The sequence below is a fragment of the Corynebacterium silvaticum genome (assembly GCF_004382825.2).
Lineage (GTDB): Bacteria > Actinomycetota > Actinomycetes > Mycobacteriales > Mycobacteriaceae > Corynebacterium > Corynebacterium silvaticum.
In genome coordinates this window covers 364772-381247 of sequence record NZ_SDQO02000001.1, presented here as the reverse complement: position 1 = coordinate 381247, position 16476 = coordinate 364772, and the positions used below count along the sequence as shown (strand labels likewise).

Here is a 16476-nt window from a genome sequence, read left to right as displayed (position 1 = left end):
ACCCCAATTGTCGTCCTCCTAGCCGAGGATCCCCGGGCCCATCGTGGCCTTCAAGTCCCCCATCAGGCTTGCTGTGCGGTTAACCCGTAAATGTTCACCAAGAATCATCACGGTGGCCTCATCGCCATGAACGATGTTGAGGTACACGTCAGAATCGCCCTTGTTATTAGCCAGCACGTCTTTCAGACGCGCAATGTTTGCCATGGTGCATTGTTCTGTGCGCATCGTCAATCGGAGGGGAAGCCCTGCTCCATTGCCCGGGCCAAGGTCAGGGACCTTGAGGTCATCGCAGAACAGCGACATACGATCATCACGGATTGAGACGTGTGCCTTGGCCAGGATGATATTGTCTTCCACAATCTGGGGTCCAACTATCGCGTAGATCTTGTTAAACACCAGCAGATCCACCTGGGCACCATGGTGATCCTCAATGGTTACGATTGCCCAAGGGGAGCCATCTTTTTTAGAGTAACGACGATCAACGCTCGAAATAATGCCGCCGATTTGTACCTCTGCGCCATTACGCAACTCACCGGCCAGGATCGTTGTCAGCTGAGTATCTGTCTGAGCGTCTAGCGCTTCCTCGTATCCATCGAGCGGGTGCCCAGAAACGTACAGTCCAAGCATCTCTCGTTCTAGCGCGAGCTGGTGCTTTCTATCCCATTGAGCCTCTGGAATCTGCACGGCAAAAGCATTGCTCATTGAGTCATCATCGCCGCCGAATCCGGCGAAGAGGTCAAATTGTCCCTTGTCTTCCGCCTTTTTAGTGCTAATGACGGAATCAACTGCGTCCTCGTGGATGAGCAACAAGCCTTTCCTCGGGTGTCCCAAGGAATCAAACGCGCCAGCCTTGATCAAAGATTCTGTCACGCGTTTGTTGCACGCAACGGTATCGATTTTGTCCAGATAATCCGAGAAGTCTGAGAAGCTGCCCTTTTCCTGGCGGGCTTTCACGATCGAGTTGACCACGTCCTCACCAACGTTACGCACAGCCCCCAAGCCAAAACGGATATCGTTTCCTACGGGGAGGAAGTTCAAACGAGACTCGTTAACGTCCGGTGAGAGCACCGATATGCCCAGGTGCCTACAGTTGGATAGGTAGATGGCAGACTTGTCTTTCTTATCCGCAACAGACGTCAGCAGCGCCGCCATATACTCAGCTGTGTAGTTGGCTTTCAGATACGCAGTCCAATAAGAAACCAAGCCATAACCTGCGGCATGGGATTTGTTGAACGCGTAGGAGGCGAAGGGCTCAATAGTTCCCCACAGTGCGTCCACAGCGCCCTTGGAGTACCCGTTGGACAGCATTCCCTCGAGGAACTTGTCGTACTGTTTAGCCAAGACTTCAGGCTGCTTCTTACCCATCGCTTTACGGAACCCATCGGCTTCACCAGCTGTGTAGTTAGCTACCTTTTGGGAAATACGCATGATCTGCTCTTGATAAACGATGAGACCATAAGTTTCATCAAGAATCTCACGCAGCGGCTCGTCAAGCTCAGGGTGGATAGGCTCAATGGGTTTACGACCATTCTTTCGGTCCGCATAATCCCAGTGCGCATTCACACCCATGGGGCCAGGACGATACAAAGCCAAAGACGCCACGATGTCGTGGAAGCCCGTGGGCTGCATTCGTTTGAGCAGTTCTTGCATGCCGCCCGAGTCGAGCTGGAAAACACCGAGCGTATCGCCGCTGGACAGCAGTTCATACACCTTGGGGTCATCTGTGGCCAGTTCCTCAAGATCAATCGTCTCTTTCCGGTTGATCTTGATGTTCTCGATGCAGTCACCGATAACCGTAAGGTTACGCAGCCCTAGGAAGTCCATCTTCAGCAGGCCGATGGCCTCGCACGCAGGATACGGCCATCCGGTAATAAGCGCCCCATCTGCGGCACGCTTCCACATCGGGATATGCTCCAACAACGGCACGCTGGCCATAATGACGGCACAAGCGTGGACGCCCGCCTGACGTACTACGCCTTCTAGTCCGCGAGCAGTGTCATAGATTTTTTTAACGTCGGGGTCTGTCTCAATGAGATTTCGAACTTCCCCGGCTTCCCCGTACCTGGGATGCTCGGGATCCATAATCCCGGATAGCGGAATGTCTTTGGCCATAATCGCGGGAGGAAGTTCCTTTGTAATGCGATCGGCGATCTGGTAGCCAGGCTGTCCATACTGCACGCGAGCTGAGTCTTTAAGCGCCTGTTTGGTCTTCACCGTTCCAAAGGTGATCACTTGGGCGATCTTGTCTTCTCCCCAACGATCAGCAGCATAACGGATCATTTCACCGCGACGACGATCATCGAAGTCGATATCGATATCGGGCGCGGAAGGCCGCTCAGGGTTCAAGAACCTCTCAAAAAGAAGGTCATGTTCCATCGGATCAATATTGGTAATGGTCAACGCGTATGCCACCAAGGCACCTGCGGCAGAACCACGACCAGGGCCTACTCGGATACCGATGGATCGGGCGTGTTTGATCAGCTCCGCAACGATGAGGAAGTAGGAGGGGTAGCCCTTCATATCAACCACTGAAATCTCATATTCAGCACGGTCGATATAGGACTGCGGAACCTCCCCGCCGTTGAAGCGAACGCGGAGTCCCTCCATAACCTCATGATGCAACCAGGATGTCGGCGTATGGCCCTCTGGCACATCTGCGATGGGCATACGGTCGTGGGTGTGCTCCTCCCAAATCTCACCGTAATCCTGGACCCTTTCTGCAATCCACAAAGTGTTGTCGCAGGCCTCAGGCACAAGAGAGTCCCACATTTCCCGCATCTGTTCTGCAGTCTTGATGTAATAGCCAGACCCGTCAAACTTGAATCGGTCGGGATCGCTCAACGTTTTTCCGGTCTGCACGCACAACATGGCCTCGTGGGCCTGCGCCTGAGATTCCAAAACATAGTGGCAGTCGTTGGTGACCAATGGCGGAAGATCAAGCTTTCGCCCGATTTCCAGCAGCTCCGAGCGAACCCGGTTTTCGATCTCCAGGCCATGGTCCATGAGCTCCAAGAAATAATTTTCTTTGCCGTAAATGTCCTGCCACATGGCGGCGGCTTCGAGCGCCTGATCAAATTGCCCTAGGCGCAAGCGAGTCTGTACGTCTCCGGAGGGACATCCGGTGGTTGCAATAATGCCGGAGGCGTGCTCGGCTATCAGATCTGCGTCCATTCGTGGCCACTTACCCAGCTGCCCTTCATAGGATGCCATCGATGACAGATAGAAAAGATTGCGGAGGCCTTCGGCATTTTCTGCCAGCATAGTTTGGTGCAGATATGCGCCGGAGGCTGAGACGTCATCGGACTTCTGATGTGGCTCGCCCCACCGAACCCTTGTTTTGTTGAATCGAGAGTCCGGAGCCATATACGCCTCGATACCAATAATTGGTTTTACTCCGGCTTTCTTCATAGTTCGGTAGAAAGCATCCGATCCGAACATGTTGCCGTGGTCTGTCATACCCACAGCTGGCATCCCCTGCCTCACGACTTCGTCGGCAAGCATATCCACTTTCGCCATGCCGTCGAGCATCGAATACTCAGTGTGATTGTGCAGATGTACGAAAGAGGATTTCTTGGCCATAGCCAGTCAGTGTAGCGCCTTGTTATTTAAATCGCCTCATGCCAGGTCAGGGGATATTTTAACGCCCCACCACGTTCGTTATTGAACTTCAATTTCAATATCACTGTTCCCGTTTCGCTTGCCCGACCCCCAACTGGGTCCGCTACCGGCACTATCGGGTGCGTCCGACCAATGGGAGAGGTTAGGATTCCCCCATGCTCTATGGCTTTTTGGCGTATCTCTTGTGGGGTCTCTTCCCCGCATACTTCCCGCTGCTCCTCCCCGCGGCCCCTGTAGAAATCATCGCCCACCGGATCATCTGGACCGGAGTGGTCATGGCCATTGTCATCACAGTCACTAAAAAATGGCGCGAGTTGCGCAACGCAAGTGTGTCCACATGGTCACGCATTGCGCTTGCAGCAGTACTCATCGCCGCTAACTGGCTCATTTATGTCATCGCTGTCAATTCCCAACACGTGGCGGATGCGGCCCTCGGGTATTTTATTAACCCATTAGTAAGCGTTCTCCTCGGCGTCATCTTCTTAGCGGAACGTCTAAGAAAGCTCCAAACGCTCAGCGTGATAGTTGCTACCATCGCGGTGCTTCTACTCAGCATCGTGGGAGGACACGTTCCCGTTATCTCTTTGCTTCTGGCCGCATCCTTTGGCTTCTACGGGCTAGTAAAAAAGGGATTGTCCCTATCCCCTGCAGCATCGCTAACCGCAGAAACTCTCATCCTCATGCCAGTAGCTCTGGCATATGTGGGTTATCTTGAAGCCACAGGAACAGGAACATTTTTCTCTCATGGACCGCAGCACTCGGCGTTGCTCATCAGCGCTGGATTAGTCACGGCAGTTCCGTTGCTCCTTTTTGGTATCGCCGCACAACTCATTCCGCTTTCTACCATTGGAATGCTGCAATATATGACCCCTACGTTCCAAATGTTGTGGGCAGTGTTTGTAGTCAATGAGCAGCTGGACACCATCCGCTGGGTGGGTTTTGTGATCATTTGGATTTCTGTAGCTATTTACCTCACAGATCTCGCGCTATGGCGCAGGAAAGTTAAAAAGCTCTCGACGCCTCCCACTGCCCAGGTTTAAAGGTTTACAGGGCGGATTCCGATACGCCCCCAAGCAGCATCAGGAGGCAAAGCCTCAACGGTCAGAATCTTCGGGTCTTCTTGCAGTTTCTGCAATGCCTTCACGTTGTCATACACAACGACCGAACGGATATCATCCTCGTCCGCACCCCGCATAACAATCTGCTGTGTAAGCACTGAAGCCCGGTTGACGCCCTGGATGGGCTCAGGAAGTTCAATGGCCGTAGCTCCGCCAGAAATTACTGCATTGACTCGCTCAATACCCGCTTTCTCCAGTACAGAACCTATTTCCGCTACGCTGAAATGCCCGCGAAAAGTCGCTAAGGCAAATGCCTTTCCTTCAAAGTCAGATAATGATTCTCGTGACCGAGAGACATAGTGGTCAAGGCTCTCAGAGTGTTCCATACCCAATTGGTCGCCGTTAATGTTCATCGGTTTGCTGGTCTTATCCGACTGCCCCAGAATCGCGATAGCAGCCATGAGCGCAGCAATACTCACAAGCGCGATAACCATCCGGCCTTTATCCACGTGGTCCATTGCACAATGTTAACGCGTAGATGAACACTACGGCACGGTAACGTGCGCCGCTACAGCAAGCAACTACTAGTCTTCCCGCAAAACATCGAGCGCGTGCTGCAAGTCATCGGAGTATGGCGATGTTATCTCCATCCAGCGACCATCAGCAGGATGATGAAAGCCGAGCGAAACTGCGTGAAGCCATTGCCTAATGAGGCCTAGCCTCTCCGAAAGCTTGGGATCGCTCCCATACATGGGGTCGCCACAACATGGGTGGTGCAGCGCAGACATGTGCACACGAATTTGGTGTGTACGTCCGGTCTCCAAGTGGATCTTGAGCAGTGAAGCTTCCGCAAAAGCCTCCAGAGTCTCATAATGCGTCACCGCATGTTTTCCATCACTGGTCACGGCAAAACGCCAGCCTGCCGACGGATGCCTGCCGATCGGGGCATCGATGGTGCCTGTGAAAGGATCCATGTGTCCCTGAACTAGCGCGTGATATGTCTTAGACACCGTGCGCTCTTTGAAAGCTCGCTTAAGAACTGAATAGCCGCGTTCAGAGGCAGCAATCACCATGACGCCAGACGTGCCGACGTCGAGACGCTGGACTATCCCCTTGCGCTCAGGAGGGCCCGAGGTAGAAATCCTAAAGCCTGCGGCGGCCAGCCCACCGATCACAGTAGGCCCCTCCCACCCAAGTGTAGGATGCGCTGCCACTCCCACCGGTTTGTTGACTGCTATCAGATCATCATCGGAATACAGGATGTCCATGCCCTCGACGAGTTCCTCGCGAGGAGTGAGATCCTTTGTCTCCGGCAGTGTCACATCCAGCCACTGTCCCTCGGCGATACGGTCCGATTTCCCCACGGGGGTGGCGTCGACAAGCACATCGCCAGCTGTGGCTAAATCTGCGGCGACCGTGCGCGAGATGCCGAGGAGTTTGGACAGTGCTGCGTCGATACGCATGCCTGCTAGCCCCTCAGGAACAGGGAGCGAACGATGCTCACGCATTGTCAATCACCTCATCCTCGTTGCGTTGGAGCTGCTGCGCTTCTCGTTTACTCTCCAACAAGATCGCTACAAAGAAAACAGCCACGCCGCACGTTATGGCGCTATCAGCCACGTTGAAAACTGCGAAGTTCCCCACGGAGATGAAATCCACAACGTGACCAACAAAAAACGCTGGCTCGCGGAATAGCCTGTCGATGAGATTACCCAACGCGCCTCCGGCGATCATCGCCAAAGCCACGGCAGTCCAGCCATCGCGCACTTTTGGTGCATACCACGCGATGCCGACAACAAAAATGAGTTGAATGCAGGTAAAAAGCCACGTCGCGTTTTCGCCTAGGGAGAACGCGGCGCCTGGGTTGAACAGGAGGCGGAAACGGAACCAATCACCAATGAGCTTTAATGGCTGGCCGTTACCAAGGAAATGCAATACTGCCGCTTTAGACGCCTGATCCACCGCTGCAATACTGATGCTGATGGCGGCCATCGTAACGATGAATGTGCGTTGATTGTCGGTACCTATCGGGCCCCGCTGTCTCCTGTCTGTTCGAGTCACGCCTTCTATCTTGGCAAACCCACCGGTAAAAGTTCCAACCGAACACACGCGATCTGTACAGTGGACCTGTGTTTGATCACCAAAAGACTCCCCCCGTTGTCAGCTTATCCCCCTCCGATCAGCCGCAAAACCGGCACATGATCAAGCGCCCACTAGCTGTTATGTTGTCCTGCCTCTTAGCTGGCAGCACGCTTGTGGCATGCAGTAACCAGAAGTCTCCTGACACTCCCCCGGTTGAACGAGCAATCGGCCTGGAAGTCGACGCCCCAAAGATTACTGTCCTTAATTCTGGCAATTCAGACAAAAAGATCTACGAATACCAAGATCTGGAGACCACACACGATAACTCCCAAAAAATTGCAGTAAAAATCTCCGATGGTTTCCATCAAGAGGCCCGTAAGCAAGGAACCTTTGACACCACCGCGCCCTCCGGGGGCGACATCCACTACTTAAAATCCCCGGTTCAAGCCTCGGTGGAAAATGATAACGGAGCACGTTCAGTTTCGGTGACTTTTGCATACCCCACATATGACGAGCTTGAGGTCGCACAAGAAGTAAACACCGCTAAAGGCTTTCGTCTTGGCTGGTTTGCTAAAAAATCTGGCCAGGTGTCCTCCGTCAACGTCGCCGCACCCGTCGACGCAACCGACACCGGGCCGTGCCATTGTAGAACCGTTTTTGCTCAAACTTGCGTCCCTACCCGTCATTTTCCCCACGGAGGAAATCGGCGAGGGCGCCGTATGGACAGTTGATTCACGGGTCAACGGCGACTCTGCGTTTTTACAAACGATGCGTTTTACCTTGGCGCAAGCTCAGGGGGATTCCGTTGTACTCGACGTAGACGTCCAACAACGCCCCGTGCTAGGAGCACTTGAGCAAAACGGCACGTCCCTAGAAGTCCTCAGTTCTCATACAACCAGCACAGGACGTCTTACCGTCGATCTAAAAAACCGCTTCCCATGGGCACCCTAGCCCTGACTACCCGGGTAGTTTACGGGCAAGAGAATTCAGATCTTCGCATAATCCAAGATTCCACAAGCGCTCTAGAATTCTCTCCTACTCACTGATACTGGACAGGGGAATACAAGAAAATACAGCACTGCCGTCGCTTCTCTTACCGAGAGGGCGACGGCAGTGCTGTATGTCATGAACGCTGAGCAGCTGTGTGCTCAAGCTTTAGCGTGCTGCTTTACTGCGCTGGTGCGGGTGCAGGGGCTTCCGGCGCAGGAGCGGGTGCTTCTGGCGCAGGCGGTTGTGCCGCAGCATCATGGCACATAGGAGGAACCTGTTCTGGAGCCACAGTGTTGGTGATCAAGGTACAAGCCCACGATTGGGACAGCTTCCACATACCGTTGTCGTAGATGAATTCCACGTTCTCTGCTGGTTGTGCTTCTTTACCTGGCAGTGTGAAGTTCACCGTAGCCAGCACCGAGTTAGGAGTATAGCCAGGGAGGATCGGAGGAACCACGTGGAAATCGGCTCCTGATTCCTGCTTGGATGCTGTCATGGTTTGGAACAGCTCAGGCGCGGTCTCTCCACCTTGAACAGTCTTTACTTTTTCTTCTACTGGCGCATTGGGATCTGTTGCCACGGCCAAAATAGCGTTGAGGTCCTCAGCAGAAGGAAGTTCTGCCGGCGCAGCCTCTGAGGCCGCAGATGAGGTGCTCTTAGACGCAGACGAGCTACTCGACGAGCCCTTGTCGTCGCTGGAACAAGCGGAAAGGGCGAGACCCGCGCTTGCTGCAAGGGTAACTGCCACGATCTTCTTTAGCTTCACAAATACTCCTAGGTTTGGTTCGCCGTTAAGGCACGCACACCAAGCCACAATGGTTTGTATTCTGCGGTTGCAGAACTTCCGATCATGTCCACTCGGGCACGAACCCTGCACTATAGCGGAATTGGCTGTGAGCGGCAGAAGCTGCTGCCCGTCACCGGTCCGCCATGCGCAGAGGCCTGCACAAGGTCACCAGAAGTGCATCATGAGCAAAAGCACACGGCCATTTAACGCAGACCGCATACGTCGCAAAGAATGCTCTCCTAGCTCCCCTGCCCACATGGCGAACAAGGGTTGTATCTCATGAATGTTAGCGCTCATTGAAAAAAATCTCACGTCAACATGGTCACGTAAACACAGCTGTCTCCCGCAATATGGCAGTCTTGAGCACATGACCTCAGCTCATGAAGAACTTGGAAAAGTTGTCGTTCTCACCACAGGAGGAACCATCTCCTGCACGATGGACCCCAATGGTGCACTTATCCCCACGGTTTCTGGTGAGGAATTAATCGCGCATGTCGCGCCTCGCTTCAGCGGAAGCGTGGACATAGAAGTACGCGAGCTGCATCGTCTTGATTCCGCATCTATGACTTTTACCGACATAGATGTCATAGTCGCTGAGTCTCACAAGGCTCTGGCAGAGCCCAATGTTCTTGGCGTGGTGGTCGCCCATGGCACGGACTCCATGGAGGAAACAGCCATAGCACTGGATACTTTCCACACCAGCCCGAACCCCATCGTGCTCACTGGTGCTCAGCTTCCTTTCGATCACCCCGAGTCCGACGGACAAGGCAATCTCTTTGAAGCAATCATGGTGGCCTGCGATACTTCTGCTCGCGACATCGGAGTTCTGGTTGTCTTTGGTCATGCGGTGCTGCCGGCTCGCGGTTGTATGAAATGGCACACCTCCGATGCCCTCGCTTTTGCCACCAACGGCCCCGAGGAGCCGTTGCGCGCGGATCCAGTGAGCCCCACGCAGCTTTCCGACGTCCGCGTCGATATCATCCCGGCCTTCCCCGGCGCGCCAGCCACGCTTGTCGACGCCGCGGTAAATGCTGGAACCCAAGGGTTAGTGGTTGAGGCAATGGGCGCAGGAAATGTGGGGACGGAGATGGGAGTGGCCCTCGGAGCTGCCCTCGACGCCGGGATACCCGTTGTTATAACAACTCGGGTTCCACGCGGCGAGGTCTTCGGCGCTTACGGCGGGGCCGGTGGCGGAGCAACCCTTGCCGCAAAGAGCGCAATCAGCTCAACGTATTTCCGGGCTGGCCAAGCACGAGTACTGCTCGCCATTGCTGTGGCTACAGGCGTGCATCCGGCAACTCTTTTCTAAAAATCCGCTACATCCCAATCAAGGCTTGCCACAGGATCGGCAGGCTGTAACTCGGAATCATCAAGATCAAAAGTCTTCACCTTGCCGATCCCCGTAGTACGTGTTTCAAACCTTACGGTCATCTTCCCGTGCCCAAGTCCTTGGATCCAACCGTGGCCCAGCTCAGGATGCCAAACATCTTGGGTTGCACGCCACCGTGGGGATTCTTCTACAAGATCATCGTGGTGAGTATCTTTTAGGTCAGTTTCCTGTTGATCAGCGCTTTCTTTGGACACTGCCCCAGATACTCCCACTTCAAAGTCAGAATCACGCTGAACGATCTCCCTGTCGATCTCGGGAAATAGCACATCTTGACGAGCTATTTCCAGACCGGAAAGGCTAACGCCCACAAGGCGTATCGGCCCCAGTTCATCCGGGTAGCGCACCAGCTTCATCGCCGTTGCTAGAAACGTATCCCGATCATCAGTGGCATAGGGCAAGGTAGCCGATCGCGATTCTATGTGGAAGTCCGCCATGCGAAGTTTCACCGTTACCGTCCGCGCGCCTCGGCCGTCGTTAAGCAGCCGCCTGTGCGCATCATCCGCGGCACGCCGCAGCGCATCATCCACTTGGGGAACATTCATGAGATCTTTCGGATACGTGTGTTCTGCTGATATTTGCTTAGCCTCAGCCCGCGGAGCTACCGGGCGATCATCTACGCCGCGCGCCATCATCCACAGTGCCCGTCCGACCGTTGTTCCCAGGCTAATATCCACCTCCCACTGTGTCATTGCGGCTAGGTCTCCGATTGTTTCCACGCCCAACTGTTTGAGCTTTGTGCGAGTTACCGGGCCCACGCCCCACAGCTCGCCCACAGGTAAAGGAAGAATCAGCTCTCCATGTTTTTCCGCCGGCACGACAAAAACACCGTCCGGTTTAGCCTGATCCGAACCGATCTTGGCAAATTGTTTTCCACATCCCGCTCCCACGGAGGCCGGAAGCCCAACATCCTGTCGTATTATCCGGCGCAACTCATGCGCCCACTCCATGACTTCTGCAGACGTTGCCCCCTGGAGTTCTTCTGGCTCCATAAACCCCTCGTCCACAGAAACTTGCTCCACTAGCCCACCCACAGAACGCAGAATCTCAAAAACTCGGTGCGAAGCCGCCCGGTAGACCTCAAAACGCGGGGCAACAATAACGCCACGGAAACCAACAAGCCTTTTTGCTTGGTACATCGGCATCGCGGAATGAGCGCCCAGCGCCCGAGCCTCATAGGAGGCACCTGCGACAACTCCCCTGCCCGACACCCCTCCGACAAGAACCGGTCTATCACGCAGCGTTGGTCGCGTCAGCTGCTCACAGGATGCGAAAAACGCATCCATATCTATGTGCAGTACCCAACGCCTCATAAATACAAACATTAGTTCGATAAAACGTGTGTGTCGAATCTATAAAAGCGCAAGTAGACGCTGCAGGTACCACCACAGGAAATATCCCGGACACAAGGGGGTGTTATGCGTCCGGGATATTTTCTTATGCGCTGTTATTACTGAGCTTTTGCGACATCTGCGGTCACAGCTTCTATGACCTTATGCGCGCCTTCCCCACCAACGGTTACGGTGAAAGCAGTCGCTAGCACCTCACCGGCGATAAGTGCCGAATGGCGATCAGCCCACTCTTTCTTCTCTTCAGGGACAAAGAGCTCCACAATGATGCGGTCTGAGACTTCAAAGTTCGAAGCCTTGCGAGCATCCTGCAAACCACGGATAACATCCGCAGCCCAGCCTTCCGCTTCCAGGGCCTCATCCACAGTAATATCTAGCACTACCAGGCCGTCGACCCCATCTATCTGAGCCGTTGAATCTGGATCCGCAGCGACTAGACGTTCCGTGAACTCATCAGCATTCAGCTCGATACCATCCGCAACAACGACGTCGCCAGAGCGCTCATAATTGCCAGATTTCACTGCTTTGATCACCCGCTGCACGTCCTTACCTAGGCGAGGTCCTGCAACCTTGGCATTGACCACTACATCAAAGCGCCCAACGGCATCGACGTCGGAGGTGAGCACGACGTTCTTCACGTTGACCTCATCACGGATGATCGACGTAAACGGCTCAAGGCGCTGCGAATCCGGCAATGCAACCGTCACCTGAGGCAGCGGGAGGCGGTTACGCAGCTTGTGAGCCTTGCGCACCGAGCTCGTAGCAGAACATACGCCACGAATCTCATCCATAGCACGGACAAGGTCAGCATCTGCCGGGAAATCCTCTGCCTTGGGGAAATCCGCCAGGTGCACTGAGCGCTCGCCGGTCAGTCCGCGCCAGATCACCTCAGAGGATATCGGAAGCAGCGGAGCCGTGACACGGGTCAAAGTCTCCAGCACGGTAAACAAGGTGTTGAAGGCCTCTGGGTGCTGATCGTCACCCGCCCAGAAGCGCTCGCGCGAACGACGCACATACCAGTTGGTCAAAGCATCGCAGAACCAGCGGACCTCATCGCATGCTTGAGCAATATCGGTATTATCGAGGGCTTCGCCGACGCCGCGGACGACGTCGTGAAGCTTTGCCAAGATGTACTTTTCCAAGACATCTGTGGAATCGACAGACCATTCGGCAGGCTTCGACGAATACAACTGCAAGAAAGAGTAGGCGTTCCACATCGGCAAAAGCGCCTGGCGTACACCCTCGCGGATGCCTTGCTCGGTGACGATTAGGTTACCGCCACGCAGGATCGGCGAGCTCATGAGGAACCAACGCATAGCGTCAGAACCATCGCGATCAAAGACCTCGTTCACGTTGGGGTAATTCTGACGAGACTTGGACATCTTTGTTCCGTCATCGCCAAGGACGATGCCATGCGCCACAACCTTCTTAAAGGCAGGACGATCAAAGAGCGCGGTAGCCAACACATGCAGCGTGTAGAACCAACCTCGAGTCTGGCCCGAGTACTCCACGATGAAGTCCGCCGGGGAATGGCTATCGAACCACTCTTTGTTTTCAAACGGATAGTGCTTCTGAGCAAAAGGCATGGAGCCTGATTCAAACCAGCAGTCCAACACCTCAGGCACACGACGCATCATCGATTTTCCTGTTGGATCGTCTGGGTTAGGGCGCGTCAACTCGTCGATAAACGGACGGTGCAACGAGGTGGGACGCACACCAAAATCGCGTTCCAGCTCGTCCAAAGAACCATAAACATCCATACGCGGATAGTTTTCATCATCGGACACCCACACTGGGATAGGCGAACCCCAGTAGCGGTTACGCGAGATATTCCAATCGCGAGCACCTTCAAGCCACTTGCCAAACTGGCCATCCCGGATGTGCGCGGGCATCCACTCGATGTCCTTGTTCAGCTCAAGCATACGGTCGCGGAACTTAGTCACCTCCACGAACCATGACGGCAACGCCATGTAGATAAGAGGCTCCCCGGAACGCCACGAATGCGGGTAAGAGTGCTCGATCGTCTGGTGGCGTACAACTCTAGCCGCAGCCTTGAGATCAGCGATGATGTTCTTGTTGGCATCAAAGACCAAAAGACCTTCATACTCAGGTGCTAGCGACGTAAACTTTCCGTCCATATCCACCGGGATCACTGTGGGGATACCGTTGGCTTTACAGGTGTTCATATCGTCTTCACCGAATGCAGGTGCCTGGTGAACGATGCCGGTGCCGTCTTCAGTGGTCACATATTCTGCAGCAAGAATCTGGAAAGCATTCTCCGTATCTGCAAAGTAGTCAAAGATCGGCTGGTACTTTAGGCCAACGAGGTCCGCACCAGTGTGAACCGCCAGTACCTCGTGGTGTTCTCCAAGCTCCTTGCCATAGGCCCCCATAAGAGCCTCCGCCAGAAGAACGCGCTGGCCACGGATAGCCTCGGCACCATCCTCGCCTACTTTCACCTCAACGTAGTTCACGCTCGGATTAACAGCGAGAGCCAAGTTGGAAGGCAACGTCCAAGGAGTAGTAGTCCATGCGAGCGCATAAGCACCAACGAGCGAGGTATCTGCCGACGTTCCCTCGACGACCCCAGTGATAGGGAAAGTCACCGTAAGGGTTGGATCTTGCCGCATCTTGTAGGAATCATCCAAACGCGTTTCCTGATTGGACAGCGGCGTGTGTTCAGCCCACGAGTAAGGCAAGACCCGGAATCCCTGATAGATCAGGCCTTTGTCATAAAGCTCCTTGAATGCCCACATGACCGACTCCATGAAATCTAGATCCATGGTTTTATAGCCGTTATCAAAGTCGACCCAGCGTGCCTGCCGAGTTACGTAGTCTTTCCATTCTTGGGTGTATTCCAAAACGGACTTCGCGCAGTAATCGTTAAAGGCTTCCAAGCCCATCGACTCGATTTCGCCTTTGTCCTTGATACCGAGCTGCTTTTCCGCTTCGAGCTCAGCTGGAAGTCCATGGCAGTCCCAACCAAAAACGCGCCCGACGAGCTTGCCCTTCATAGTCTGATAACGCGGAACGATGTCTTTGACGTATCCGGTCAGCAGGTGCCCGTAGTGTGGAAGTCCGTTAGCAAAGGGAGGGCCGTCATAAAATACATACTCTGGGGAATCAGAACGCTGCTCTAAAGAAGCCTGGAATGTGTTATCTGAAGACCAAAAATTAAGAACTTCTCGTTCCATATCTGGGAAACGATTGGAACCACCAGACATGTCCACCTTGGGATACACGCCACCTACCTGGTTGGTCATAAAATCTCCTTCACTATCGCATTCGCTGCCGCAGGGACGCTATCTATAGCGCGGTACCACCCTGCTTGGAGCACACAGTGCTCCCGCTTCATTGTGAAGGAGATGACGGTCCTACCCGTCCGGTTCTACTCAGCATCCACGATCACACAACGAGAAAAGCCACCACAATTGGCAGCCTGTGCGTTTCTGCGCATCGCTTTTCTTCCGGAGGCTCCCCGGTGATTGCCGGATCAGCGCCTTGTAGCCGATTAGTATACCCGATAAACCATGTGCGACGAACTCACTGCACCCCTACGTTGTCCGCATCGTATCGGGGATAAGGCTTACGACGTTGTCGCGTTTTGACAGCGCCTTTTCGCGTTTGATTCTCCGAGCCTTTGGTACAATCTACATTATCGTGCGGAGTGCTTGCCACCAGAGTGTTTACCGCTCGAGCCTCGCGTACGTCGCTTTTTAAACATGTCCACAAACAACAAGATCATGCCTAAAACTACAGTTCCAAACAAGAGCCATTCCCAAATCTCACCAGTGCTGCTCAGAGATAAAACGAGAAAGATAAACCCTGCGATCGAAAGCACAATGGCAGCGATCAACATATTCAAGGCTCCTTGGAACTTACTGATAAAGAAATCGTGGCCCACCAGCTCATTCAGCTAGGGGCCACGTGAACATATGCGTCTATCCTGAAAGGCCTTAACGCTTCTCATCGGGTGCGGTCGTGCCACGGCTCTCAAGCTCTTCTAGCTGGCTCTGCAGCAGAGTCTTGAGGCGAGTGCGGTATTCACGCTCGAAGGTGCGGAGCTCAGAGATGCGCTTCTCCAGTGCAGACTGCTGCTGCTGGACGGTCGCCATGATCTCCGTGTGCTTGCGCTCTGCGTCCGCCTGAAGTGCGTTTGCTTTGTCTTCAGCTTGGCGTACCTGTGCCTCAGCACGAGAGTTTGCCTCGCTGAGGGTCTGCTCGGACTTCTTCTGAGCTTCCTCAACCAAAGCGCGGGAACGGGAGTCAGCCTCTGCAAGCTGCTTGTCGGCCTTCGCGCGCGCGTCGGCAAGCGTTGCCCTAGCACGCACATCCGCATCCTGAATCTGACGCTCAGAAGCACTACGAGCCTCATCCAGCATGGACTTAGAGTCGTTCTGCGCCTCAGAGGTAAGGCGGTCTGCCATCTCCTGGGCTAGTCCAAGCACCTTAGCTGCCTGCATGTGTGTTTCTGCAGTAGCGATTCCAGCGCCAGCGCCCGCCGCAGCGAAAGCTGCCTTGGAAACGTCCAGCTTGGGGCTTGCTGCAGCAGCCTTAGCCTTGACCACCTCTTCGTTGGCCTTCTTAGCCTCGGCCTTGGCGGCTTCCAACTCAGAGCGCAAAGCAGCGATATCGGTCGAGGACTTATCGGAGTACTTCCGCGCGTCGGCTAGCTTGGCATCGTATTCAGCCTTGAGCTTGGATTCGATCTCACGACGAATCGCAGCCTCATCGACAGAGGGCTTAGCAAAAGAGGCAGAGGCCATAGCAGGCTTGGATATTCCGCCCTGTTTAGCTTCCGCCTTTAGTTCCTCTATCTGCTGACGCAGATCCTCGTTCTCTTCCTGAATCTCAGCGAGGGTGTCTTCTACCAGATCCAAGAACTGATCGACCTCGTCCTCGTTGTAGCCTCGCTTGCCGATTGGAGGCTTACTGAAAGCGACGTTGTGCACATCGGCTGGAGTCAGCGGCATGGAGCTCTTCCCTTCGAGATTTCTTCTGCGCCCAAGAACCTAATTCCTTGTGCGCGGGGGGTTAACAATTCACATTAACTTACTTGCACACTCAAACGTCAAGAAGATGATCAAACGTTTATACGCAATACCTCCCCCATGATAACGCGTGTAGGCGCTTATGCAGCCCAGTACAGGCCAAAACAGCTCTCGTTTTCCTACTTTTTGGTGTTTTTTCAACAAAAATGAAAGA

Annotated in this window: 13 protein-coding genes; 4 read left to right on the top strand and 9 right to left on the bottom strand. The window is 54.2% G+C overall.

What is annotated here, in order from left to right; genetic code table 11:
- Positions 1–18 precede the first annotated feature (18 nt).
- Complete coding sequence (gene dnaE, locus ET810_RS01800) at positions 19–3579, bottom strand: DNA polymerase III subunit alpha (protein WP_087454251.1); 3561 nt, start codon at positions 3577–3579, stop codon at positions 19–21.
- 194 nt (positions 3580–3773) lie between these two features.
- On the opposite strand from dnaE, the gene rarD reads away from it, so the two are divergent.
- The gene (gene rarD, locus ET810_RS01795; RefSeq protein WP_087454252.1) at positions 3774–4658 is read left to right on the top strand and encodes an EamA family transporter RarD; all 885 of its coding nucleotides are present in this window, start codon (positions 3774–3776) and stop codon (positions 4656–4658) included.
- Here the strand turns inward: rarD and ET810_RS01790 are convergent.
- The 3 genes from ET810_RS01790 to lspA all read right to left on the bottom strand — a co-directional run bounded on the left by ET810_RS01790 (position 4655) and on the right by lspA (position 6668).
- Positions 4655–5194: a hypothetical protein gene (locus ET810_RS01790; RefSeq protein ID WP_087454253.1), complete on the bottom strand. Its 540-nt coding sequence runs from the start codon at positions 5192–5194 to the stop codon at positions 4655–4657. The genes rarD and ET810_RS01790 overlap by 4 nt on opposite strands.
- 66 nt (positions 5195–5260) lie before the next feature.
- Complete coding sequence (locus ET810_RS01785) at positions 5261–6184, bottom strand: RluA family pseudouridine synthase (protein WP_046096086.1); 924 nt, start codon at positions 6182–6184, stop codon at positions 5261–5263.
- A complete protein-coding gene (gene lspA / locus ET810_RS01780; protein WP_087454255.1) occupies positions 6177–6668 on the bottom strand; it encodes a signal peptidase II in 492 nt (163 codons plus the stop codon). The genes ET810_RS01785 and lspA overlap by 8 nt, the downstream gene beginning before the upstream one ends.
- Before the next feature lie 137 nt (positions 6669–6805).
- Between lspA and ET810_RS01775 the strand changes: the two genes are divergently transcribed.
- Both ET810_RS01775 and ET810_RS13265 read left to right on the top strand, forming a co-directional pair.
- A complete protein-coding gene (locus tag ET810_RS01775) occupies positions 6806–7489 on the top strand; it encodes a hypothetical protein (RefSeq protein ID WP_225870063.1) in 684 nt (227 codons plus the stop codon).
- Between the two features lie 37 nt (positions 7490–7526).
- On the top strand, positions 7527–7709 hold the full coding sequence (locus ET810_RS13265; RefSeq protein WP_241657930.1) for a hypothetical protein: 183 nt from the start codon (positions 7527–7529) through the stop codon (positions 7707–7709).
- A 217-nt stretch (positions 7710–7926) separates the two neighbouring features.
- Here the strand turns inward: ET810_RS13265 and ET810_RS01770 are convergent, their stop codons facing one another.
- A complete protein-coding gene (locus ET810_RS01770) occupies positions 7927–8514 on the bottom strand; it encodes a WKL family lipoprotein (protein ID WP_087454256.1) in 588 nt (195 codons plus the stop codon).
- A gap of 388 nt (positions 8515–8902) precedes the next feature.
- Here ET810_RS01770 and ET810_RS01765 point away from each other — a divergent pair, with 388 nt between their 5' ends.
- Positions 8903–9844, top strand: a complete 942-nt coding sequence (locus ET810_RS01765) for an asparaginase (RefSeq protein WP_166740994.1) — start codon at positions 8903–8905, stop codon at positions 9842–9844.
- Here ET810_RS01765 and ET810_RS01760 read toward each other — a convergent pair.
- The 4 genes from ET810_RS01760 to wag31 form a co-directional block, all read right to left on the bottom strand.
- Complete coding sequence (locus ET810_RS01760) at positions 9841–11235, bottom strand: DNA polymerase IV (protein ID WP_166740993.1); 1395 nt, start codon at positions 11233–11235, stop codon at positions 9841–9843. The genes ET810_RS01765 and ET810_RS01760 overlap by 4 nt on opposite strands.
- A gap of 137 nt (positions 11236–11372) precedes the next feature.
- Entirely contained in the window at positions 11373–14534 is a 3162-nt protein-coding gene (gene ileS, locus ET810_RS01755) for an isoleucine--tRNA ligase (protein ID WP_134315958.1), read from the bottom strand.
- Between the two features lie 392 nt (positions 14535–14926).
- A complete protein-coding gene (locus tag ET810_RS01750; RefSeq protein WP_087454260.1) occupies positions 14927–15130 on the bottom strand; it encodes an SdpI family protein in 204 nt (67 codons plus the stop codon).
- 97 nt (positions 15131–15227) lie between these two features.
- Positions 15228–16244: a DivIVA-like cell division protein Wag31 gene (gene wag31 / locus ET810_RS01745; protein ID WP_087454261.1), complete on the bottom strand. Its 1017-nt coding sequence runs from the start codon at positions 16242–16244 to the stop codon at positions 15228–15230.
- Positions 16245–16476: the final 232 nt, after the last annotated feature.